Origin of the sequence: Azospirillum sp. OGB3, from assembly GCF_014192915.1 — a bacterium.
GTDB lineage: Bacteria > Pseudomonadota > Alphaproteobacteria > Azospirillales > Azospirillaceae > Azospirillum.
The window spans coordinates 155,184-177,994 of the sequence record NZ_JACHYN010000002.1; the positions used below are offsets into that span (position 1 = coordinate 155,184).

General features: G+C 70.1%; 20 protein-coding genes. 9 read left to right on the forward strand and 11 right to left on the reverse strand.

What is annotated here, in order from left to right; genetic code table 11:
* Window positions 1–208 precede the first annotated feature (208 nt).
* Complete coding sequence (gene queC / locus FHW79_RS04625) at window positions 209–904, forward strand: 7-cyano-7-deazaguanine synthase QueC (protein ID WP_183177861.1); 696 nt, start codon at window positions 209–211, stop codon at window positions 902–904.
* Between the two features lie 9 nt (window positions 905–913).
* Here the strand turns inward: queC and FHW79_RS04630 are convergent, their stop codons facing one another.
* The 4 genes from FHW79_RS04630 to FHW79_RS04645 form a co-directional block, all read right to left on the reverse strand.
* Window positions 914–1,828, reverse strand: a complete 915-nt coding sequence (locus tag FHW79_RS04630; protein WP_183177862.1) for a branched-chain amino acid ABC transporter permease — start codon at window positions 1,826–1,828, stop codon at window positions 914–916.
* A 22-nt stretch (window positions 1,829–1,850) separates the two neighbouring features.
* Window positions 1,851–3,017, reverse strand: a complete 1,167-nt coding sequence (locus tag FHW79_RS04635; RefSeq protein WP_183177863.1) for an ABC transporter substrate-binding protein — start codon at window positions 3,015–3,017, stop codon at window positions 1,851–1,853.
* 51 nt (window positions 3,018–3,068) lie between these two features.
* Complete coding sequence (locus FHW79_RS04640; protein ID WP_183177864.1) at window positions 3,069–3,719, reverse strand: elongation factor P hydroxylase; 651 nt, start codon at window positions 3,717–3,719, stop codon at window positions 3,069–3,071.
* 117 nt (window positions 3,720–3,836) lie between these two features.
* Window positions 3,837–5,846 carry a HAMP domain-containing methyl-accepting chemotaxis protein gene (locus FHW79_RS04645; protein ID WP_183177865.1) on the reverse strand — a complete coding sequence of 670 codons (2,010 nt, stop codon included), beginning with the start codon at window positions 5,844–5,846 and terminating at the stop codon, window positions 3,837–3,839.
* Window positions 5,847–6,248: 402 nt separating this feature from the next.
* Here FHW79_RS04645 and FHW79_RS04650 point away from each other — a divergent pair, with 402 nt between their 5' ends.
* The 3 genes from FHW79_RS04650 (at window position 6,249) to FHW79_RS04660 (ending at window position 10,455) form a co-directional block, all read left to right on the forward strand.
* Window positions 6,249–7,403: a glycosyltransferase family 2 protein gene (locus FHW79_RS04650; protein WP_183177866.1), complete on the forward strand. Its 1,155-nt coding sequence runs from the start codon at window positions 6,249–6,251 to the stop codon at window positions 7,401–7,403.
* Window positions 7,400–9,091, forward strand: a complete 1,692-nt coding sequence (locus FHW79_RS33205; RefSeq protein ID WP_183177867.1) for a glycosyltransferase family 39 protein — start codon at window positions 7,400–7,402, stop codon at window positions 9,089–9,091. Before FHW79_RS04650 ends, FHW79_RS33205 begins: the two co-directional genes overlap by 4 nt.
* Window positions 9,092–9,276: 185 nt before the next feature.
* Window positions 9,277–10,455, forward strand: a complete 1,179-nt coding sequence (locus FHW79_RS04660; RefSeq protein ID WP_183177868.1) for a serine hydrolase — start codon at window positions 9,277–9,279, stop codon at window positions 10,453–10,455.
* A 27-nt stretch (window positions 10,456–10,482) separates the two neighbouring features.
* Here the strand turns inward: FHW79_RS04660 and FHW79_RS04665 are convergent, their stop codons facing one another.
* The 3 genes from FHW79_RS04665 to FHW79_RS04675 all read right to left on the reverse strand — a co-directional run bounded on the left by FHW79_RS04665 (window position 10,483) and on the right by FHW79_RS04675 (window position 13,709).
* Complete coding sequence (locus FHW79_RS04665) at window positions 10,483–10,902, reverse strand: nuclear transport factor 2 family protein (RefSeq protein ID WP_183177869.1); 420 nt, start codon at window positions 10,900–10,902, stop codon at window positions 10,483–10,485.
* Between the two features lie 133 nt (window positions 10,903–11,035).
* Window positions 11,036–12,013: a hypothetical protein gene (locus FHW79_RS04670; RefSeq protein WP_183177870.1), complete on the reverse strand. Its 978-nt coding sequence runs from the start codon at window positions 12,011–12,013 to the stop codon at window positions 11,036–11,038.
* Window positions 12,014–12,140: 127 nt separating this feature from the next.
* A complete protein-coding gene (locus tag FHW79_RS04675) occupies window positions 12,141–13,709 on the reverse strand; it encodes an FAD-dependent oxidoreductase (RefSeq protein WP_183177871.1) in 1,569 nt (522 codons plus the stop codon).
* Window positions 13,710–13,855: 146 nt separating this feature from the next.
* On the opposite strand from FHW79_RS04675, the gene FHW79_RS04680 reads away from it, so the two are divergent.
* Window positions 13,856–15,520 carry an NAD+ synthase gene (locus FHW79_RS04680; protein ID WP_183177872.1) on the forward strand — a complete coding sequence of 555 codons (1,665 nt, stop codon included), beginning with the start codon at window positions 13,856–13,858 and terminating at the stop codon, window positions 15,518–15,520.
* A 10-nt stretch (window positions 15,521–15,530) separates the two neighbouring features.
* Here FHW79_RS04680 and FHW79_RS04685 read toward each other — a convergent pair whose 3' ends face one another.
* From FHW79_RS04685 to FHW79_RS04700, 4 genes are read right to left on the reverse strand one after another with little or no spacing between them, the layout of a single operon-like run.
* Entirely contained in the window at window positions 15,531–16,340 is an 810-nt protein-coding gene (locus FHW79_RS04685; protein ID WP_183177873.1) for an ABC transporter permease, read from the reverse strand.
* Window positions 16,337–17,077 carry an ABC transporter ATP-binding protein gene (locus FHW79_RS04690; protein ID WP_183177874.1) on the reverse strand — a complete coding sequence of 247 codons (741 nt, stop codon included), beginning with the start codon at window positions 17,075–17,077 and terminating at the stop codon, window positions 16,337–16,339. Before FHW79_RS04690 ends, FHW79_RS04685 begins: the two co-directional genes overlap by 4 nt.
* Before the next feature lie 20 nt (window positions 17,078–17,097).
* Complete coding sequence (locus FHW79_RS04695; RefSeq protein WP_183177875.1) at window positions 17,098–18,066, reverse strand: YVTN family beta-propeller repeat protein; 969 nt, start codon at window positions 18,064–18,066, stop codon at window positions 17,098–17,100.
* Window positions 18,067–18,118: 52 nt separating this feature from the next.
* Window positions 18,119–19,291: an ABC transporter substrate-binding protein gene (locus FHW79_RS04700; RefSeq protein WP_183177876.1), complete on the reverse strand. Its 1,173-nt coding sequence runs from the start codon at window positions 19,289–19,291 to the stop codon at window positions 18,119–18,121.
* Between the two features lie 264 nt (window positions 19,292–19,555).
* Between FHW79_RS04700 and pedF the strand changes: the two genes are divergently transcribed.
* From pedF to FHW79_RS04720, 4 genes are all read left to right on the forward strand, one after another.
* Entirely contained in the window at window positions 19,556–19,999 is a 444-nt protein-coding gene (pedF, locus tag FHW79_RS04705; RefSeq protein ID WP_183177877.1) for a cytochrome c-550 PedF, read from the forward strand.
* Window positions 20,000–20,010: 11 nt separating this feature from the next.
* On the forward strand, window positions 20,011–20,871 hold the full coding sequence (locus FHW79_RS04710; protein WP_183177878.1) for a transporter substrate-binding domain-containing protein: 861 nt from the start codon (window positions 20,011–20,013) through the stop codon (window positions 20,869–20,871).
* A 142-nt stretch (window positions 20,872–21,013) separates the two neighbouring features.
* Entirely contained in the window at window positions 21,014–21,826 is an 813-nt protein-coding gene (locus tag FHW79_RS04715; RefSeq protein ID WP_183177879.1) for a quinoprotein dehydrogenase-associated SoxYZ-like carrier, read from the forward strand.
* The gene (locus tag FHW79_RS04720) at window positions 21,823–22,755 is read left to right on the forward strand and encodes a quinoprotein relay system zinc metallohydrolase 1 (RefSeq protein ID WP_183177880.1); all 933 of its coding nucleotides are present in this window, start codon (window positions 21,823–21,825) and stop codon (window positions 22,753–22,755) included. Before FHW79_RS04715 ends, FHW79_RS04720 begins: the two co-directional genes overlap by 4 nt.
* Window positions 22,756–22,811 lie beyond the last annotated feature (56 nt).

The following is a 22,811-nucleotide window of genomic DNA, read 5'->3' on the forward strand; positions in this document are numbered from 1 at the left end:
CCGGCGGATGTCTTGGTGCCGGTTCTATGGCTGCCTTCTGAATGTTCGCCTCACGAACAAGAGTGTTCCAAGGGGAATTTCTGAAGCGTTAACAGCCTGAGGTTTTTTGCCGGGCGCGGAATCGCCGCCTGTTGGCCGCCGCCGTTGACCTGCGGGCAGGACGGGATTATGCCGGGCCGGCCTGTAGGCATGGGAAAAGGGCAGGGACATGAACGCGAAGAATGCGGTGGTGCTGGTCAGCGGCGGGCTGGACTCCACGACGGTGCTGGCGATCGCCAGGGAGCAGGGCTACCGGCTGAACGCGCTCAGCTTCCGCTACGGTCAGCGCCACGCGGTGGAGCTGGAGGCGGCCCGGCGCGTCGCCGCGGCCATGGCGGTGGACCGCCACGTCATCGCCGACATCGACCTGCGGGCCTTCGGCGGCTCGGCCCTGACCGACACCATCGACGTGCCCAAGCACGCCAGCGCGGCGGATCTGGGGACGGGCATCCCGGTGACCTACGTCCCGGCGCGCAACACGGTGTTCCTGTCCTTCGCGCTGGCCTGGGCCGAGACGCTGGGGGCGTCGGACATCTTCATCGGCGTGAACGCGCTGGATTATTCCGGCTATCCGGACTGCCGGCCCGAATACATCGCCGCCTTCGAGACCATGGCGAACCTCGCCACCAAGGCGGGGGTGGAGGGGACCAGCCGGTTCACGATCCACGCCCCGCTGATGACCCTCGACAAGGCGGGCATCATCCGCCGCGGGCTGGAGTTGGGGGTGGATTACAGCCTGACCCACTCCTGCTACGACCCGGCGCCGGACGGCGCGGCCTGCGGCTCCTGCGACAGCTGCCTGCTGCGGCTGAAGGGCTTCCAGGAGGCCGGGCTGGCCGATCCGGTGGCCTATGGCGGGGCGTGACGCACGCCGTCAATGGGCGGGGAACAGCCCCTTGGGCTTGATCGCCAGGACCACCGCCATCAGCACATAGATCGCCATTGAGGCGAGCGCGGCCCCCGCGGCGCTGGCGTTGGCGGCGTCCATCACCAGACGGAAGGCGGCGGGCAGCAGGGCGCGGCCCATCGTGTCCACCATGCCGACCAGCAGGGCGCCGGCCAATGCCCCGCGGATCGAGCCGATGCCGCCGATCACGATGACCACGAAGGTCAGGATCAGGATCTGCTCGCCCATGCCGACCTGAACGGCCAGCACCGGCCCGGCCATGGCGCCGGCCAGCCCGGCCAGCCCGCAGCCCAGCGCGAAGACCAGCCCGAACAGCAGCCGGACGTCCACCCCCAGCGCCATCACCATCTCGCGGTTGGTGGCCCCGGCGCGGATCAGCATGCCGACCCGCGTGCGGGCGATCAGCAGCCACAGGAACACCGCCACGGCGATGCCCACGGCCAGGATCGCCAGCCGGAAGGCCGGGTATTTCAGCCCGAACAGGTCCACCGTCCCGGCCAGCGCCGCCGGCGGGTTGAGGAAAATGGGGATCGGGCCGAAGACGATCTTCACCAGCTCGTTGAAGAACAGGATCAGCCCGAAGGTCGCCAGCACCTGATCCAGGTGGTCGCGGCGGTAGAGCGTGCGCAGCGCCACCGCCTCCACCACCAGCCCGAGCAGCGCCGTCAGCAGGACCGCCGCCGCCAGCGCCAGCGGGAAGCTGTCCAGCACCGGCACCAAGGCCGCCGTCAGGTAGGCGCCGACCATGTAGAAGGTGCCGTGGGCGAGGTTGATGAGGTCCATGATGCCGAAGACGAGCGTCAGCCCGGCGGCCATCAGGAACAGCATCACCCCGAGCTGAAGCCCGTTCAGCCCCTGTTCGACGAGGAGGAGCGCGTCCATTCTCCGGCGTCCTGGCTGCGCCTCACTTCATCGGGCAGTCTTTGACGTAGGCGTCGGCGTGGTTGGTGAAGACCGTGGCGACGGTCTTGTTGGTCACCGCACCGTCGACGCCCTTCACGACCTCGCGCAGGTAGATGTTGTGGATCGGGTAATGGTTGGTGTTGAAGGCCACCTCGCCGCGCAGGCTTTGCAGCTTGGCGGAGGCCAGGGCGGCGCGCAGCTTGTCCTTGTCCTTCAGGTTGCCGCCGACCGCCTTCACCGCGGTGTCGATCAGCAGCGCCGTGTCGTAGCCCTGGGCGGCGTACATGGACGGGATGCGCCCGTACTTGGCCTTGAAGTCGGCGACGAACGTCTTGTTGGCGGCGTTGTCGAGGTCCGGGCTCCACTGCGCGGAGTTCTTGACGCCGAGCGCGGACTCGCCGACCGCCGACAGGATGTCCTGGTCGAAGGAGAAGCCGGGACCGAACAGCGGCACGGCGCCCTTCAGCCCGGCCTGCTCATACTGCTTGATGAAGTTGATGCCCATGCCGCCGGGGTAGAAGACGTAGACGGCGTCCGGCGCCGCGGCCTTGAGCTGCGCCAGCTCCGCCGCGTAGTCGAGCTGCCCGACCTGGGTGTAGACCTCGCCGGCGACCGCGCCCTTGTAGTAGCGCTTGAAGCCGGCCAGACCGTCCTTGCCCGCCGGGTAGTTGGGGGCCATCAGATAGACCTTCTTGAAGCCCTCGTCCTGGACATGCTTGCCCACGGCCTCGTGGATCTGGTCGTTCTGGTAGGCGGCGTTGAAGAAGTACGGGTTGCACTGCGCCCCCGCCAGCTGCGACGGGCCGGCGTTCGGGCTGATGAAGAAGGTCTGCCCGCCGGCCAGCGTCGGCAACATGGCCAGCGCGAGGTTCGACCAGACCACGCCGGTCACCACCTGCACGCGGTCGCGCTCGACCATGCGGTTGGCGAGTCCGACGGCGACGTCCGGCTTCTGCTGGTCGTCCGCCTCGATGACCTGGGTGTCCTGACCGCCCAGCTTGCCGCCCGCATGCTCCACCGCCAGCGCGAAGCCGTCGCGGATGTCGATGCCCAGACCCGCGCCGGGGCCGGACAGCGTGGTGATCATGCCGATCTTCAGCGTGTCCGCCGCCACCGGGGTGGCGAGCAGGGCCAGCGCGGAGGCCAGCGTAAGCAGGTTGCGGGTCATGACGGTCCAGCCTCCAGGGGAATTATGATTGATTTATGGGCAGTGCAAAGTTCAGGCAGCCCGCATCCGTTCGTCCGCCCGCTTGTCCGCCCAGGCGCGCGCCGTGGACGGGCGGCCCTCGGCGTCGATCAGGCCGCGGGTGAAGAGTTCCTCGACATGGCGGATGAAGAAGGCGGCGGTGCTCTCCCGCTCCCAGCGCTCCATCCAGTTCTGCTCCAGAAAGGCGAGGATCGCCGGCTGGCCCAGCTCGGCCTCCCACAGCACGCCCAGCAGGGAGGTCTGCTGCTCCTCGTGCATGCATTCCTCGAAGGTCAGCTTCTGCTGGCTGCGCGCCTCCTTGCGCAGCGTCGTCTCCGGCCCCGGCCCCAGGCCGAAGTCGTAGAGCGGGCGGCGCTCGGGCGCTGCGACCAGCCAGTGGGCGACCTCATGGACGATGACCGTCGATTCCACGTCGGTGCGGATGACGTCGCCGTCCCACATGAAGGAGGCGTTCGGCGGCTCGTCCAGCGTGCCGATGCCGTGGGCGTGGGCCAGCCGCACCGCTTCGGCGCGCTGCTCCGGCGTGTCGACGCCGCCGGGCACCGGCCATGTGGCGGCGATGCGCCGGAAGGCGGCGAGGGGCAGGGGCTTGCCGGCCAGCAGGCGCTCGAAGGTCGCCAGGGCCTCCGGCATCGTCTCGGCCGGGATCGGGGTCAGGATCATGATGGGAAAAGCAGTCCGGGGTGCGCAATGACCCCTATTTGCCCAACAGGGCCGGGGCGGCGCAAGAAAAACCCCTCCTCCATCGCAATCGGATGGAGGAGGGGGAAGACGAAACCGTCAGGCGGCCCGCATGTCGGTCAGGAAACGGGAGACGAAGCCGCGCAGCCCCTCGGCCTCGCCGCTCAGCCCGTCGGCGGCGTCGAGCACCTGACGGGAGGCGTCGCCGGTGGCTTCCGCCGCCTGGGTCACCCCGGCGATGTTGCCGGACACCTCCTGCGTGCCGCGGGCGGCCTGCTGGACGTTGCGGCTGATCTCCTGGGTGGCCGCGCCCTGCTCCTCGACCGCCGCGGCGATGGTGGTGGAGATGTGGCTGATCTCGCCGATCACGCGGCCGATCTCGGCGATGGCCCCGGCGGCCTCGCGGCTGACCTGCTGGATGCCGGCGATCTGGCCGGAGATGTCCTCGGTCGCCTTGGCGGTCTGGTTGGCGAGGCTCTTGACCTCGCTTGCCACGACGGCGAAGCCCTTGCCCGCCTCGCCGGCGCGGGCCGCCTCGATGGTCGCGTTCAGCGCCAGCAGGTTGGTCTGGCTGGCGATGTCGTTGATGAGCTGCACCACCTCGCCGATGCGCTGGGCGGCGTCGACCAAGCCACGCACGGTGGCGTCGGTCCGCTCGGCGGTGCTGACCGCCTGCCCGGCGATGCTGTTGCTCTGGGCGACCTGCCGGCTGATCTCCTGGATCGAGCTGGTCAGCTCCTCGGCGGCGGCGGCGACGGTCTCCACGTTGGCGGTGGCCTGGGTGGAGGCGGCGGCGACGGCGCTGGCCTGCCGGGTGGTCTGCTCGGCGGTGGCCGACATGCCCTGGGCCGTGCTGTTGAGCTGGGTGGCGGCGGAGGACACGCGGGACAGCACCTCCATCACCATGCGGTCGAACTCGCGGGTCAGGGTGTCGATGCGCTCCGACCGCTCGCGGCGGGTCGCATGCTCGGCGGCCTGTTCGGCGGCCATACGGTCGGCCTGGATGAGGCTGTGCTTGAAGACCTCGACGGCCTTGGCCATGCCGCCGATCTCGTCGCCGCGGTCCAGGCCGGGCACGTCCACCCGGCGGTCGCCGCCGGCCAGCCGGGTCATGGTGTCGGTCATCGAGACGATGGGCCGCGACAGGCCGCGCCCGATCAGCAGGGCGGAGATCAGGCCGAGCAGCACGGCGACCGCGGCGGCGGCGGTGGCCACGGTGCGGGCCCGGTCGATGTTTTCCGTGGCGGTGGCGCCGAGCGCCGCCTGCTGGCGTGCGCTGGCGTCGCGCAACTGCTCCACCCGCGCGTTGACGGTCGGGCCGAGCGTCTCCAGCACCTGCGCGACCAGCTCGTCCCGCTTGGTGGTGGCGACGACCGCCTTCTCGAACTGGGTGGCGAAGACGCGCTGGTAGGCCAGGAAGGACGAGGCGCCACGGCGGCGCTCCAGCTCGGTCAGCTTGGCGAGCATCGCGTTGCCGCGCTCGCGGGCGCTCTGAAGCTCCTTGCGGAAGATGTCGGCGCTCTCCGCCGAGCCGTCGGTCAGGAAGCGGTTGACCATGTTGCGGGCGGCCAGGAAGTGGCGGGCCGCCATGCCCGCCTGATAGGCGGCCTCGGTGTCGCCGTCCGCGTAGGCGCTGTCCATGACGCCGCTCAGCGCCTTTTCCATCTTGGCCCCGAGGTCCACAAGCTCCGCCGCCGCCTCGTTGCGGGTCGCCTGGAACTCCATGATGCGGGTGAAGGCCTCGCGGTACTGGCCCAGCTCGTTGTCCATCTGGGTCACCGTGCGGTTCAGCGTCGGCTCGGTGAACAGGGTCTTGGCCTCGTCGATCCGCCCGTCCAGGTCGGCGGCCAGCGAGTCCACCGTGTGGGCGGCCTCCTCGCTGCCGGTCAGCAGGAAGGTCTTGGCCTGGAGCTGGACCTCCAGCATCGTCGCCTGGATGCGCCCGACCTCGGTGGTCTGGCGGGCCAGCGTCTGATAGGTCGCGAAGCCGTGCTTGGCGTCCATCAGGGCATAGACCCCGATGCCGCCGATGGCGACCAGGAAGAGCAGAACCCCGGCGTTCGCCGCCGTGATCTTGGTGCCGACCCGAAGATGGTTGAACAGGCTCATGGTCGGGAAAACTCCGGATGAGGCTGAATGGTTTAGATACAAAACATGGCAGTGTCCGCTTACCAATTCATTAAGTGTGCCAACCGCTTTCCGGTCCCCGAAAACGGGCATGGGGTCCCTCCGCGCACGCTTGGGGATGTCCTTATCCTTCCGGGTTCTGGCGGTTTCGCGGGGCCTTGGAATATTTGTCGGGACCGTGGCGTTAGCCCACCAGCGACGGACCGTTCCGGCGCCGGTTCCAGCGGCGTGCTGGTCACGGCTTAGGCCGTGGATGGTCACAATAGAGGCGTTTTGCTCATCCACATGTATCGTGCTATATGCCAAAGGGCGAAGCGCCCCGCCGGGGACGCCTGCCTGGACCCTTCCGACCCGGCTCGTGATCATCTGACCCAACGGCCGGCCATGTCCCTGACCGACGCGCCCACGACCGACGCGCCCACTCCGGCGGCTTCCGCCAACACCGTCCCCACACCCGCCCCCATCACCGGTGACGCCGCTTCCGCCCCGAAGCCGTCGCGCTCCGCCCGCACGAAGCGGGGGCGCCTGTCGGTGGTGATCCCCTTCTACAACGAAGGCCCCAACATCGCGGCGCTGTTCGAGCGGCTGGTGCCCGTTCTCGACCGGCTGGACGCCGAGTGGGAGGTGGTCTGCGTCAACGACGGCAGCCGCGACGACACGCTCGACCGCCTGCTGGACGTCCATGACGCCGACCCGCGGGTCAAGGTGGTCGACCTGTCGCGCAACTTCGGCAAGGAGCTGGCCCTGTCGGCCGGGCTGCGCCACACCACCGGCGACGCCGTGGTCCCGATGGACGCCGACCTCCAGCACCCGCCGGAGCTTCTGCCGCAGTTCCTCGCCAAATGGCGCGAGGGCTACGACGTGGTCGTCGCCGTGCGCCACGCGCGGGTGGGGCAGAGCCTGAAGCACCGGGCGTTCGCCCGCGCCTTCTACTGGATCTTCGACAACCTGTCGGAGGTCAAGCTGCCGCGCGAGGTCGGCGACTTCCGGCTGATGGACCGCCGGGTCGTCGACGTCATCAACCGCATGCCGGAACGCACGCGCTTCATGAAGGGCATCTTCGCCTGGGTGGGCTTCCGTCAGGCCAGCATCCCCTACCAGCAGGGGGAGCGCGCCGGCGGCGACACCAAATGGGGCTTCCTGAAGCTGCTCAGCCTCTCCTTCGACGGGCTGACCGCCTTCTCCACCTTTCCGCTGCGGGTGTGGAGCCTGGTGGGCATGGCGATCTCCGGCTTCGCCTTCGTCTACATCCTGATGCGCCTGCTGCGCACCCTGATCTACGGCATCGACGTGCCCGGCTATGAATCGCTGCTGGCCGCGGTGCTGTTCATGGGCGGCATCCAGCTCGTCACGTTGGGGGTCATCGGCGACTATCTCGGCCGCGTGTTCAACGAGGTGAAGGGACGTCCCCTCTACATCGTCCGGTCCGCGCACGGCTTCGAGGACGAGGCCGCCGCTCCGGCATCCAATTTGGTGGCCAATCCGGGGGCCAACGCAGGCGCTTGGCGCCGGCCCGGAAGCGAGGACCGCCCTTCATGAGCCTGATGCCGCCGCTCGGCCTGAATCCCCTCGGGGCGTCGCCCCCGGCGGGCGCCCTGACGCAACGCCGCGCCGGCGCCCTGTGGGACGACATGGCGCGCGCGCTTCTGCTGTGCCTGATCATCCTCGCCGCGCTGACCTTCCGGAACTACGGGATCAGCACCGACGAGGAGGTGCAGCACATCTACGGCAAGAAGCTGCTGTCCTTCTACCTGTCCGGCTTCACCGACCGGTCGGCCTTCCATTTCAAGGACCTGTACCTGTATGGCGGGCTGTTCGATCTGGTGACCGCGCTGGTGGTTCCGATCTCGCCGTTCGAGGAGTACGAGACGCGCCACCTGCTCTGCGCGCTGGTCGGGGTGCTGGGCATCGCCGGCTGCTGGCGCTACGCGCGGCTGCTGGCCGGGCCGCGGGCGGGCTTCCTGGCGGCGGCGCTGCTGGCGCTGTCCGGCGTCTATTACGGCGCCATGTTCAACAACACCAAGGACGTGCCCTTCGCCGCGGGCATGGTGTGGACGCTCTATTTCGCCACCCGCATCATCGGCCAGATGCCGGCCCCGCGGCGCAGCGCCGTGCTGAAGTTCGGGCTGGCGCTGGGCCTGACCCTGTCGATCCGGGTGGGCGGGGTGCTGGCCGGCTTCTACCTCGCGGTGGCGCTGGCCCTCTATGTGGTGCTGGTGGCGTGGCAGGGCGGGTTGCGGCCGGCGCTGGGTGTCGTGCGGCGGGCCGTGCCGCCCCTGCTGCCGGCCATTCCGCTGGCCTACGCGGTGATGGCGCTGTTCTGGCCGTGGGCGGTGCAAAAGCCGCTGAACCCGCTGGAGGCGTTGCGCGTCGTCTCGCACTTCCCCATCGACATCCAGACGCTGTTCATGGGGCAGATGGTCAGCTCCGCCGCCCCGCCGGCGCTCTACCTGCCGGTCTATCTGGGGGTGAAGCTGCCGGAGGCGGTGCTGCTGGGCACCCTGGCCGCGGTGGTTCTGGCCGCCCTGTGGGTGGTGCGCGGCGGCTGGCGGAGCGTGGACGGCGCCTTCGGTGCGGTGCGCTGGGTGCCGCTGGCGCTGGCGGCCTTCCTGCCGGTGATCCTGTTCATGCTGATGCGCCCGTCCGTCTACAACGGCATCCGCCATTTCCTGTTCGTGGCGCCGCCCATGGCGGTGCTGGCCGGCATCGCCTTCGACCGGCTGTGGAGCGGAGCCGAGGCGATGGGCAGGCGTACGGGGCAGGCGTACGGGGCGGCGGCCATTGCGGTGGCCGTGCTGTACGCGTGGCAGCTCGGCGCCATGCACCCGAACCAGTACGTCTACTACAACCAGTTCACCGGCGGGCTCAAGGGCGCCGAGGGCCGGTTCGAGCTGGATTATTGGGGCAACTCCCAGCACGAGGCGCTGGCCGAGCTGATCGCCCTGGTGGAGCGCGAGAATGGCGGCAGGGCGCCGCCGCGCCAGTACACCCTGTCGGTCTGCGGCAACACGCTGGCCGTCCGCTTCGAGCTGCCGCCCTGGCTGAAGCTGGTCAACGGCACCGGTCTGGACTGGCGCAAGGCCGACTTCTTCATGGCCTTCACCCAGGTCAAGCAGTGTCCCAGCCTGCTGGGCGGCCAGCCGATCATCGAGGTCGCCGCCGACGACGTGCCGCTGACCATCGTCAAGGACCGCCGCCCGCCGCAGGCGGAAATTCCCACCGAGTAGAAATGGCCGAGTAGAAATTGGCCGGGTAAATTTCGGCCGGGTGGCCCGGGCCTCACCGGTCTAACCCGCCCGGCATGGCCTGCTCCGTTGGCGTGATGTCCGTCCGCGGGCGTACCGGCGGGCGGGGCCGCTTCCCACTCTTCCTTCAGCGCGCCCATTCCGCGCGCCGATGACGGAGGGTGGGGATGCGGGGGCCGGTGCTCGGTGTCGTGTCGTTTCTTGCGCTCACCGTCTGGGCGACAGCCCCGGCGCCGGCGGATGCGGTGCCCCCGGACCGTCTTCGGGAGGCGGTGACGGCGTTGGCCGATCGCCGTCTCGAGGAGGCGGGGGCGGGCAGCATCGTCGTCGGGGTGATCCGCGACGGGCGCAGCCTCGTCGTCGGGCGCGGCGTCAGCGGGCGGCCCGACGGCGGCCCGCCGGACGGGCGGACCCTGTTCCAGATCGCCTCGCTGACCAAGCCCTTCACCGGCACCATCCTGGCGGAGCTGATCCGCGCCGGGCGTGTCGCCCCGACCGATCCGCTGGCCCGCCATCTGCCCAAGCCGGTCCACGCCCCGGACTTCGACGGCACGCCGATCCGCCTGCTCGACCTCGCCACCCACACAGCGGGGCTGCCCAACGTGCCGGAGACGCCGCGCTTCTCGTGGAGCCGGCTGGAGGACCCGCGCAACCCCTACAAGCCGCTGACGCGGGAAGAGGTGGGGGCGTGGCTGTCCGGCTTCAGCCTGACGGTGCCGCCGGGCACGCGCTTCCGCTACTCCAACGTCGGCATGGCGGTGCTGGGGGAGGCGCTGTCCACCGCCTCCGGCATTCCCTACGAGGCCCTATTGAAACGGGTGGTCACCGACCGCTTCGGCATGACCGACACCACTCTGGCGCCCAACGCCGGGCAGCGCGCCCGCAAGGCGGTGGGACACGCCCGCGGGCAGGTGGTCCCCGACTGGGAAGCGCCGGCCATGCAGCCCTCCTTCGGGCTCTATTCCACCGCCGACGATCTGCTGCGCTGGCTGCGCGCCAACATGGGGGACTGCACCGGCCTGGGAAAGGCCGCCTGCGACGGCGAGACCGCGGCCACCCTGGCGCTCGCCCAGTCGGTGCAGGTGGACGGACGGGCGTTGCGCGATCCGGGGGCGTTGGGGCAGGGGGCGATGGCGCTGGGCTGGTTCGTCGCCTGGGCGGCGGACGGCACGCCGATCCTCTGGCACTCCGGCTCCACCGGTGGCTTCAACGCCTACATCGCCTTTTCACGCGCCCACCGCTGGGCCGCGGTGGCGCTGACCAACAGCGACCCCGAGCGGATCACCGCCGACCGGGTGGTGGGCGACCTGATCTGGCAGTTGGAGAGGGCGGCGGAGCGCCGCTGAGGCCGGCAAAGGGGAATGCGACCGCGCTCAGTGCAGCAGGCCGCCGGGCGGAAGACGGTCGGGAGGGGTCAGGATCTGCGCGGCCGGCTCGGCGACCGGTCCGGCCTGGTGGTGGGCCAATCGCCATTCGCCGTCCTCGCGCGCGAACAGGTTGGTCGCGGCCAAAACGGCGTCTCCGACGATCTCCTCGCAGAGCACGACCGCGGTGTCGCCGTACAGGCTGACGCGCTCGTTGCGCGCCTGCACCGCCGGGCCGCGGGGGGAACGCAGGACGTCCTGCCAGCTCGACACCACCGCCTCCCGGCCGAACAGGATCATCCAGCCGGGATGGATGCAGGACACGGGCAGGCGGGAGGCCCACAGCCGGTCCATGGCGGGAAAGTCACGCCCGGTGAAGGCCTGGTAGAATGCCTGGTTCGCGGCCAGCACGGCGTTGCGGTCGGTCATGGGGAAGCGAATCTCCGAAACAGCGAAAGCCGCTTCTATACAGGGAGCCGGCTCGACGGCAAGCGCCGGCCCCCGTTGTCACAGACCGCACCCCTTTTGCGGGCGCCCCTTCCGGGAAACGGCCCGCCCTTCCTCACGCCTTGATGTCCACCTTCTGGGACGCGTCCGCTGCGGCAGCGCCCTTGGTGCTGCTGCCGTCGGTCAGGCCGGCGATGGGCTGCGACAGGTCAAGGTTCAGGTGCATCACGCCATCGGCGCTCTTGGTCGGGGTCAGCGCGCCGAGGCCGCTCATCCCGCCCTTTGCGGCCATGCCGTTCAGCTTCTCCAGGACGCCCTTGATCTCGTCGTCGCTGAAGCCGTTGGCGCGGACGATCATGCCGGTGGCCTTGCCGGACACCTTGGTCGTGGCGGCGGAGAACATGGCGCTGCCCGAGCCGTCCGCGTTCAGCGTGGCGGCCAGCCCGCGGTCCTCGCGGGTGAAGTCCAGGGTGGACTTGGCGAAGGAGATGCGGACCGACTTGTCGCCGTCCTGGATGGTCAGTTCCATGCCCCGGGACTCGATCGACCACTGCGAGCGGGCTTCCTCCATGCTCATGCCCATCTGGCTGAAGTCCATGGACTTCAGCTTGTCCTTCATGGCGCTGCCGAAATCGCCGACGGCGCCCTTCACGTCGTCGTCCGACATGCCCAGCCCGCCGAGCAGGCTGCCCAGGTCGCCGGCCATGTTGTCGATGGCCTTCTCGAACAGGCCGGAGAGGCCCTTGGACTGCTCCAGGGCCTTCTGCATGATCTGCTCGGCCTGCTTGGCCCGGTCGGCCATGGCCTGGGCGCCGGTCTTGCCGCCGCCGGCGGCATCGCCCGCCGCATCGGCGTTCGCCCCGTCGGCGCCCGCCGCCGGCTTCTTGCCCGACAGGTTGTCGAGCAGGTTTTCCATCGACTGGCTGATCGTGTAGGCCGGGCTGGCGCTCTTCGCGGGAGTCGCGGCGTCGGTGGTGGCGGCGGCCTTGGCGCCGTCCGCGGCCTTGCTCTCGGTTGCCTTCTTGGCGTTGTTCGCCTGCTGCAGGACCGTGCTGGTCGTCCCTGTCGGTCCGGACATCTCCGAGTAATACATCGCCGCCTCCCGCGCGTGATCGTTTCGCCGTAAGGGTATGATCGTACCGGAGTCCTTTACCACAGGTTAATTCGTCGCAGGGCTCCTGCAACGCCCGGTCGAAACTCTTCGGCTTCGAAGGATTTTATCAGTTTTTGCTTGCGGAGTCCTCCACGGGCGCCAGGGGTTGGGTGGCCGGACCGTTCAGAACCGTCCCGTCCACCGCGAAGCGGGAGCCGTGGCAGGGGCAGTCCCAGCTCCGCTCGCCGGGATTCCAGCGCACCACGCATTTCAGATGGGGGCAGATGGCCGAGCGGCGGTGCAGCGTCCCCGACTCGTCGCGGAAGACGGCGACGGGCCAGACCCCCGATTTCAGCACCGCGCCCTGGCCGGGCTCGATGCGGTCCTCACCTTCCAGCTCCGGCCCCTGGACGTAGGGCAGGAAGTGGCGGGCCACGTCCAGATTCTCCCGCAGATAGGTGCCGAGCTTGTTGGTCATCTTGCGGCCGGGATCGTACAGCGCGGCCCACGGGCTGCCGCTGCCGTGGATCAGTTCGCACAGGACCAGCCCGGCGATGGTGCCGTGGGTCATGCCCATGCCGCTGTCGCCGGTCGCCACGAAGACCCGCCCGCCATAGGCCGGGTCGGGACCGATGAAGGCCAGCCCGTCGAAGGGCTCCATCACCTGCCCGGACCAGCGGTGCTCGACCGCCCCGGCCTGGGGGAAGTGGTCGCGCGTCCAGGCCTCCAGCGCGGCCCAGCGTTCGGCCATGTCGCGGGCCTCGCCGGTCTTGTGATCCTCGCCGCCGACGATCAGCCGGTCGTGGTCGGCCTCCGGCTGGAGCCGCGCGTAGTGATAGGTGTCGAGCGTGTCCCAATAGAGGGCGTCGGGCACGCTGCCCTTGGGCACCCGTAGGGAGATGGCGTAGGTGCGGTAGGGTGCCTGCTTGGAATGGATGGCGAAGCGGTCGCTGATCGGGGAATTGGTGGCGACGACCACCGCATCGGCCTCGACCAGCGCATGGTCCGGCCCGGCCTCGACGCGCACGCGCTCCCCGTCCTGCCGGATCGTGGAGACATGAGCCCCCGTGGACAGCGCGCCGCCGCGCGCCAGGAAGGCGCGGGTCAGCCCGGCCAGATAGTCCAGCGCGTGGACGCGCGCCTGCCCGGGGAAGCGCAGGCAGGGGCCGGGATGCCGGATCGGCGGGGCGTCCATCCGCTCGACATCGTCCAGCCCGGCGCGGCGGGCGGCGTCGCGCTCGCGGTCCAGCCCGGCGGGGTCCTGCCCCGGCGCCAGCATCAGATAGCCGTCGAGCCGGGCGAAGCCGCAGTCGATGTTTTCCTCGCGGGCGATCCGTTCGATGGTGTCGATGGCGGCGCCGTGGCTATCCGCGGCCATGCGGGCGCCGGACTCGCTGTGCAGCCGTTCGATCTCGGTGAAGCGGTCGTCGATGACGTTGGAGAGATGCGCGGTGGTGCGCCCGGTCTCGCCGCCGCCGGGCGGTCCGTCGTCCAGCAGCAGAACCGACTTGCCGGAACGCTGGAGCAGATAGGCGGCGGTCACCCCGGCGATGCCCGCCCCGACGACGATCACGTCGGGCCGCAAGGCAGTCAGCCCTGCGGCGGTTGGGGCGGCCGTCCCGGCGGGCATCGCCACCCCGCCGCGGTCCATCCAGACGGAGGTCGTGGCACCGGAACCCTGCCCGGACTGTTGCATGACCGGTCATCCTTCTGTTGGGGTCCTGTCCTTCCGGCAACACAGCGTGCGATGGTGCGGTTCCGCTGCGGCCGTGCGCCGCTTCCGCCCCCGGCCTCCGGCTGTTACGGTGTCGCCGATCCGCCGCTTCACCGGACGACGCCGCCATGACCGACCGCCTTTCCATCGCGCTGGCCCAGATCAACCCGACCGTCGGCGCCATCACCGCCAACATCGACCGCATCCGCAACGCGCGGGCGGAGGCCGCCGCGCGCGGTACCGATCTGATGGTCTGCCCGGAACTGGCGGTGACCGGCTACCCGCCGGAGGATCTGGTGCTGAAGCCCTTCTTCCTGGACGTGGTGGAGCAGGCGGTGCGTGAACTCGCCGCCGAGACGGCGGACGGCGGTCCGGCCCTGCTGGTCGGCGCGCCCTGGCGCGACGGCGGCAAACGCCACAACGCCGCCCTGCTGCTCGACGGCGGGCGGATCGCGGCGACCCGCTTCAAGGTGGACCTGCCGAACGACGGCGTCTTCGACGAGAAGCGCGTCTTCGTCCCCGGTCTGCTGCCCGGCCCGATCAACGTCCGCGGGGTGCGGCTGGGCGTTCCGATCTGCGAGGACATGTGGTCGACCGACGTGATCGAGACTCTGGCGGAGAGCGGGGCGGAGATCCTGGTGGTCCCCAACGGCAGCCCGTTCGAGCTGGGCAAGCACGACCAGCGCGTGCAGCTGGCCGTCCGGCGGGTCACCGAATCCGGCCTGCCGCTGCTCTACGTCAACCAGGTGGGCGGGCAGGACGAGCTGGTCTTCGACGGCGCCAGCTTCGCGCTGGGCGCCGATTGCCGGCTGGTCGCGCAGGCCCCGGCCTTCGCCGAGCATCTGCTGATCACCCGCTGGGAGCGCGGCGAGGACGATGTGTGGAGCTGTGCCGACACGGAATGCGTGGCCCCGCCGGACGAGCTGGAGGCGGTCTACGCGGCGCTGGTGCTGGCCTTGCGCGACTATGTGGCCAAGAACCGTTTCCCCGGAGTCATCCTCGGCCTGTCGGGCGGCATCGATTCGGCGCTGGCGGTGGCCATCGCGGTGGACGCGCTGGGCGCCGGGCGGGTGCACGGCGTGATGATGCCGTCGCCCCACACCGCGCCGGAGAGCCAGGAGGACGCCGCAGAGTCGGCGGAGCTGCTCGGCTGCCGGCTCGACACCGTGTCCATCCTGCCGGCGATGGAGGCCTTCGAACGGATGCTGCGGCCGGCCTTCGCCGGGCGCGACCCCGACGTCGCCGAGGAGAACATCCAGGCGCGGGCCCGCGGCGTCACGCTGATGGCGCTGTCGAACAAGTTCGGCCCGATGGTGCTGTCCACCGGCAACAAGTCGGAGATGTCGGTCGGCTACGCCACGCTCTACGGCGATCTGTGCGGCGGCTTCGCCGTTCTGAAGGACGTCTACAAGACGACGGTCTACGCGCTGGCGCGCTGGCGCAACGCCCATGTGCCGGAGGGGGCGCTCGGCCCGGCCGGCCGCGTCGTGCCGGAGCGGGTGCTGGTCAAGGCCCCGACCGCGGAGCTGAGCCCCGGCCAGACCGACCAGGACACGCTGCCGCCCTACGAGGCGCTGGACGACATCCTGCGCTGCCTGATCGAGGAGGACCTGGGCGTCGCGGAGATCGTCGCCCGCGGCCACGCGCCGGAGGTGGTGAACGCGGTCTGGGGCATGCTGCATGCGGCCGAATACAAGCGCCGCCAGGCCCCTCCCGGCCCGAAGATCACCCGGCGTCCGTTCGGCCGCGAGCGGCGCTACCCGATCACCAACGGGTTCGGCAGCCTCCTGTGAGGGAAGCCTCCTACTCCCCGCCGGTCTTGCGCGCCAGGAAGCCCTGCGCCGGGTTGTAGCCGTAGACCGCGCCGCCGAGGAACAGCGCCAGCGCCAGCACCGTCCAGCCCAGCGCCGGCAGGTTCACGTCCAGATACAGCGCGAAGCGGATCAGCTCGACCGCCTGGCTGAAGGGGTTGACGGTGCACAGGAAGTGCAGAAGCTCCCCGGCCTCCTGCATCTTCCACAGGGGATAGAGCGCGGTGGACAGGAAGAAGGTCGGGAAGATGACGAAGTTCATCACGCCCGCGAAATTCTCCAATTGCCGGATGGCCGAGGACAGCAGCATCCCCAGCGCCCCCAGCATCAGCCCGCTGACCACCAGCGCCGGCAGCACCGTGAGGTAGCCGAGCGGCGGCGCCTGCACCCCGTAGACCCAGGCGACGGCGAGGAAGGCATAGACCTGGAGGATCGACACCGCCGTCCCGGCCAGCAGCTTCGCCGTCAGCAGGAACCAGCGGGGCAGGGGGCTGACCAGCAGCATCCGCATGCTGCCCATCTCGCGGTCGTAGACCATCGACAGCGAGCTTTGCATTCCGTTGAAGAGCTGCACCATCCCGGCAAGGCCGGGGACGATGTAGACCTCGTAGGGGATGTAAGTTTCGTAGGGCGGGGTGATGGCGATGCCCAGCGCCGCGCGGAAACCCGCCGCGAAGACGAACAGCCAGAGCAGCGGGCGGACCAGGGCCGACAGAAAGCGCTCCCGCTGGTGGACGAAGCGCAGCACCTCGCGCCCGACGATCCCGCCGAGGGCGCGGGCATAATGAGCGGGGGCCGTCACGCCGCCTCCTTTGCGGTCAGCCGGGTGAAGCTCTCGGTCAGTGTGTCCGCCCCGGTCGCGCGGTTCACCTCCGTCACCGGCCCGGCGGCGCGGACCCGACCGCGGTGGATCACCACCACGCGGTCGCCCTCGCCGATCTCGTCGATCAGGTGGGTGGCCCAGAGCACGGCGATGCCGCGCTCCCGGCACAGCGCGTGGACATGCTCGACGATGGCGCGCCGCGCCGGGACGTCCAGCCCGACGGTCGGTTCGTCCAGCACCAGCAGGGCCGGCTCGTGCAGCAGGGCGCGGGCCAGCTCCACCCGGCGGCGATGCCCGCCGTTCAGCGCCCGCACCGTCTCGCCGATGCGCTCCGCCATGCCCAGCCGCTCCAGCGAGTCCTGCGCCCGCGCCTCGGCGGTGCGGCGGGGGATGCCGTGCAGGGCCGCGAAATAGAGCAGATTCTGCCGCACCGTCAGGTCGAGGTCGAGCGTCGGCTGCTGGAACACCACCCCCATGCGGCCGAGCGCCCTGGCCGGCTCCCGCCGCAGGTCGATCCCGCCGATGCGGATGGTGCCGCCCGGCGTTTCGAACAGGCGGGTGATCAGCGCGAACAGCGTCGTCTTGCCCGCCCCGTTGGGGCCGAGCAGGGCGGTGAAGGACCCCGCCCCGACCGCCAGCGACACGTCCTTCAGCGCGAAGGTTCCGCGCCCGTAGGCGTAGCTCAGCCCCTCGATGGACAGCGCCGGTTCCGCCATGCCCTTACCCTTTCACCCGCTCAGCCCTTCACCGCAACGCCCCAGGGGTAGCGGCCGACCTTGACCGACTTGACGACCTTCAGGCTGTCCACGTCGATCACCGACACGTCGCCCGACACGCCGTTGGTGGCGTAGAGCCGCTTCTGGTCGGGCGACAGGTCGAGCTGCCAGACGCGGCGGCCGACCAGCAGATAGTCCTTCACCGCGAAGGTCTGGGCGTCCACCACCGCGACGTGGTTGGCCGGGCCGAGCGCCACGAAGGCGTAGCGCCCGTCGTCGGTCAGCTTGATGCCCACCGGCTGGATGCGGTCCTGGGGCACACCCTTGATCTTGAAGCGGATGGTCTGCGCCACCTTGCGGTCGGCCGTGTCGATCACCGACAGGGTGCCGCCGATCTCCGCCGACACCCACAGGCGGCTGCCGTCCTTGTTGAACTGGGCGTAGCGCGGGCGGGCGTCGACCAGCGTGTTGTCGACGACGGCGCGCTTCTCCGTGTCGATCCAATGGACCATGTTCGTCGTCTCCGACGTGTTCACCGCCCATTTGCCGTCGGGGCTGACCGCCATGCCCTCCGGCTCCACGCCGACATCCACCTGATAGGCGACCTTGCGGCTGGGCACGTCCACGATGGTGACGACGTTGCTCTCCTCGTTGGCGATGAACAGGTGCTTGCCGTCAGGGTGCAGGGCGAACAGCTCCGGGTCCTCGCCCGAGGGCAGGTTGTGCAGGATCTTCTTGGTCGCGAGGTCCATCACCTGCACCGTGTCGTCGTCGCTGGCGCAGATGTAGAGGTGCTTGCCGTCCGCGCTCAGCGTGATGCCGCGGGGGCGCCGCCCGACCTTCACCGTCTCCGTCACCGTCAGGGTCGCGCCGTCGATGATGGACAGGGTGTTGTCCTTCTCGTTCGAGACATAGACGGTCTCCGCCAAAGCAGGAACGGCGCAGCCGGCCAGCAGGGCGGCGAGGAGAAGGGTGCGGGCGGTGGTCATCGGGGCGGCGTCCTCTTGGCGGAAATGATTGGGAAGAATCAGCGGCGGCCCATCAACGGCGGCAGCCCGTTTCGGGCTGGTCGTGGCCCAGCGTGTCGAGTTCGGTCCTGGGGTGCAGGAAGCCGTCCTGCGGCGAGACGGACACCAGCGAGCGGTCGGCGGCGAGAAGCACCGGCTGGCGCAACTGCCCGTCCCAGCTGCGGAAGGACAGGGGCACGCCCTTGAAGGCGGCCAGCGTGAAGTCCGGTCCGCGGATGTAGGCGGCCAGCGCCTCTGGATCGGTGGAGCGGGTGCGGGTCGCCGCCTCGCCCACCGCGCGGATGGCGGCCCAGACGGCGTGGTCGCGGGGCAGCATGGTCCGCTGGGCGGCGGCCTTGAAGCGGGACTGGAGCTGTGCGGCCCCCCACGCCTCGTGGGCGCGGTGCCAGTTGGTGGGGACGAGGCCCTGCGTGCCGGCGACCGGGCGCGGGTCCCAAGTGCGATAGAGGACGTAATCGCCGAAGTCGCCGATCTCGTCGGCGACGATCACCACGTCGTGGCGCTTGCCCTGGGTGAAGACCGGCATTTCGGCCTGGGCGGTGCGGCGGGCATCGTGGTCCTCGCTCCAGCTCTTCTCCTCGACCACCTCGGCGCCGAAGCGCTTGGCCGCCCGCTTGACGGCGGCGGCGTAGAGCCGGTCCTCCGGCCGGGTGCCGACGATCAGCAGCCACTTCGTCCAGCGCTTGACCGCCAGATACTGGGCCAGCGCGTCGGCCAGCATGGCGCGGTCGGGCACGGTGTGCAGCAGGTTGGGCGCGCACAGCGCGTTGCGCAGGCTGTCGTCGGTGGAGCCGGCGTTGAACAGCAGCAGGTTTGCCGCCTCGGGCAGGCGGGCCAGCGCGCCGGGCGTTTCGCCGGGCAGGTCCAGCACGACGATGCGGTGTCCGGCGGCGGCGAGGTCGCGCAGCGCCTGCGCCGGGTCGCCGTCGATGGGGACGGTCACAGCCTCCAACTCGAAGCGCTGCTTGAGGAAACGGCCCGTGCTGTTGTTGTCGGCCACGGCGAGACGGGCGCCGGCCACCCCTTCGTCGGCGGGCGGTTCGTCGAGATTGGACAGGGCGGGGGGATGCTCGACCTCCTGCGTCAGGTAGGCGATGCGGACGGTCGAGTTGTCCGCGGGCGCTGCCTCCTGCGAAAAGGCGGCCGGCGAGGCGCAAAGCCCGCCGGCCAGCAAGGCGATCTGCATCAAGGAGGGTAACCAAAAGCTGAAACGCATCGCGGGTTTGCACTCGCCTGGTTTCGGGAGACCAGGGTATCCCCGCCGGGCGGCGTCCCGGAATGCAACTTTGGTACGATTGCGCGGGCGGAAAATTGCGGTTCGGTCCGATCGCGGCGGGTTCGACGCACGGTTGCTACCAAAGTCCAATTATTGGCCGCACGGACCGCCCGCTATGCTCCGGGGCAACGGACAACGCTCCCTTCGCATCTTCTCTGAATGAGGACGCCCCTTATGAACGCACGGCTTCTCCGGCTCGCGACGGCCGGTTTCCTGACCGGCGCGGCTGCCGTCGCCTCCACGGTTGTCCCCACGGCGGCCTTCGCCCATGGCGACGTGACCCCCCAGGCCGTGGACACCACCGGCCTCGACAAGCTGGGCGAGGACTGGCGCGACGCGAACCCCTACCGCGGCAACCCGCGGGCGATCGAGATCGGCTCCTCCGCCTTCAACCAGAACTGCGCGCGCTGCCATGGGCTGGGCGCGGTGTCGGGCGGCATCGCCCCGGACCTGCGCTATCTGGACAAGGGCGACACCGGGGACGAGTGGTTCAAGGAGCGGGTGATCAACGGTTCCATCCGCAACGGCGTCACCTACATGCCGCGCTTCGGCGAGGCGTTGGGCCAGGAGGCGCTGTGGGCCATCCGGTCGTGGCTGGAGACGGTGCACGAGGAATGAATGCGTTTGGAATGACGGGGCTTCCGACGCGGCGCCAGCTGCTGTCCTTCGCCGCCGCCGCGCTGGCCGCCGGGGTCCTCCCCCGGCGCGCCGGCGCGCGCCCGTTGGATGACGTGATGGCCGCCGGGCGGCTGATGGTCGCGGTCTACCGCGACAACCCGCCTTTCTCCCACCGCAAGGGCGGCGCCCTGGTCGGCGTGGACGTGGACCTCGCCCGCGCCATCGCCGGGCGGCTGGGCGTCGGCGTCGAGTTCATGGAGCTGACCGCCGGGGAAACCGTGTCGGACGACCTGCGCAACGCGGTGTGGCGCGGCCCGGTCGTCGGGGGCGGCGTGGCCGACGTGATGATGCATGTGCCCTACCAGAAGGAGTTCGGGCTGCGCAACCCGGAGGCCGTGCTGTTCGGCCCGTACCAGCGGGAGGGCTTCGCGCTGGCCCGCAACCCGATGCGCATGACCCAGCCGATGCTCGCCTCCCTGCCCGACGAGCCGGTGGGTGTGGAGATCGACAGCATCCCCGACTTCTACCTGCTGGGGGCCTTCGGCGGGCGGCTGCGCGAGCGGCTGGTCCATTACATGACGATCCCCGAGGCGGTCGAGGCCCTGGTCAAGGGCGACGTCGCCGCCGTCGTCGCGACGCAGAGCCAGGTGGAGGCCGCGCTGGGCGACCGCGCCGCCGGCTTCCCGATCACCCCGGTCACCTTCCCCGGCATGATGGCGTCGAGCTGGGACATCGGCATGGCGGTGAAGGAGAACTCCCGTGATCTCGCCTACGCGGTGGGCGACGCGGTGACTGCAATGCTGGAGGACGGGACGCTGCCGGAGATCTTCCGGAAGCATGGGGTGACTCACAACGCGATTCCGGTGGAGTGACGGCGCTTGCCCCCACCCCGGCCCTCCCCCGCTGGCGCAGGGGAGGGAGAATCGAGTCCCCTCCCCTGCGAAGCGGGGGAGGGTTAGGGAGGGGGCAAGCGCCCACACAAGAACAACGAGGCAAGGGAGGGGGAAAACCGCCATGAACCGCCATCTCGCCGCCGCGGCGCTCCTGGCCGCGCTCTCCAGCCCGGCTTATGCCGGTCCGCCTGACCCCGCCGACCCGCTGGCCTCGGTCATGTGGGACGTGCTGCGGCCGGAGCTGTTCGGAACGGCCCCCATCCAATTCGACGACCGCGTGACCGTCACCGCCCCCGACAACGCCGAGAACGCCGCCGCCGTCCCGGTGATGGCCGACGCCACGGCGCTGGGCGCGGTGGAGGAGATGGTGCTGTTCGCCGACCTCAACCCCTTCCCGGTCATCCTGCGCTTCCAGCCGCTGGCGGCGAAGCCGGTGATCGCCACGCGCTTCAAGGTGCAGCAGGCCACACCGCTGCGCGCCGCCGCCCGCACGCCGGACGGCGTCTGGCACATCGGCGGCAAGCTGCTCGACGCGGCTGGCGGCGGCTGCACCGCGCCGCCCGCGACCTACGCCGCCGCCGACTGGGCCGACCATGTGGGGGAGGTGCAGGGCCGCGCCTGGGCGCCGACCGGGGAAGACAAGGCGACGCGCGTGCGCTTCCTCGTCCGCCACCCGATGGACACCGGTCTGGTCGCCGGCATCCCCGCCTACTTCATCGAGGCGCTGACCCTGCGCGACGCCGACGGGCGGGCGCTGGCCCAGCTGCAGACGGCGGAGCCGCTGTCGGAGAACCCCGTCTTCACGCTGGAGGTTCAGCCGGCCGCGGGCGCACGCAGCCTGACGCTCGACGGGCGCGACAACCAGGGCGGCGAGGTCAAGGCGGCCATCCCGCTGCCCTGGGTGCAAGGGACGATGCAGGGAGCGCTGCCATGAGAGCGCTTCTCGCCTTTTTCCTTCTGGTCGCCTCCGCCGCGCCGGGCTGGGCCGCCGGCCCGCTGACCTACAATCTGAAGCCCGTCGCCATCGCACCGGACACCTGGGTCTTCGAGGGAACGCGGGAGCATTTCACCCGAACCAACGGCGGCAACATCCTCAATCCCGGCTTCATCGTCACCGACGACGGGGTGATCGTGATCCAGACCGGCCCGTCGCGCCGCTTCGGCGAGGAGATGCGCGCCGCCATCGCCGCGGTCACCGACAAGCCGATCCGCAAGGTCTTCGTCAGCAACCTGCACCCCGACTATTGGCTGGGCAACCGCGCCTTCGCCGACGTGCCCATCGCCGCGCTCCCCGGCACCATCGAGGGCATCAAGTCCGAGGGGCAAGGGATGACCGAGAACATGTACCGCCTCGTCGGCGACTGGATGCGCGGGACCGAGCCGCTGGTCCCGACCGAGACGGTCTACGGCTCCACCGTCGTCTTCGGTACGCACCGGCTGCGGCTGATCCCGCTGGAGGGCCACACCGCCGCCGATCTCGCCATCCTGGACGAGACGACGGGCGTTCTGTTCGCCGGCGGAGTCGTCTTCTCCGACCGGACGCCGACGACGCCCCACGCCGACATCGGCCAATGGCTGGCGGCGCTGGATGCCCTGGACGCGCTGGAGGTGACGGTTCTGGTGCCCAACCACGGGCGCATCCGCTCCGACAAGGCCGCCATTGTCCAGACCCGCGACTGGCTGAGCTGGCTGGACCGAACCCTGCGCGAGCGGGCGGAGGCCGGGGCCGACATGGCCGAGCTGCTCGACGCGCCGATCCCCGAGCGCTTCGCCGGGATGGGGGTGCTGCGCGAGGAGTACCGGCGCTCCGTCTCGCATCTCTGGCCGCGGATCGAGAAGGCGGTGCTGCCGCGAGTGAATTGAAGCCGTTCGTAATGAAACGGTTCGTGTCCTCCAGCAGAACGCTCCGCCCATTCGAC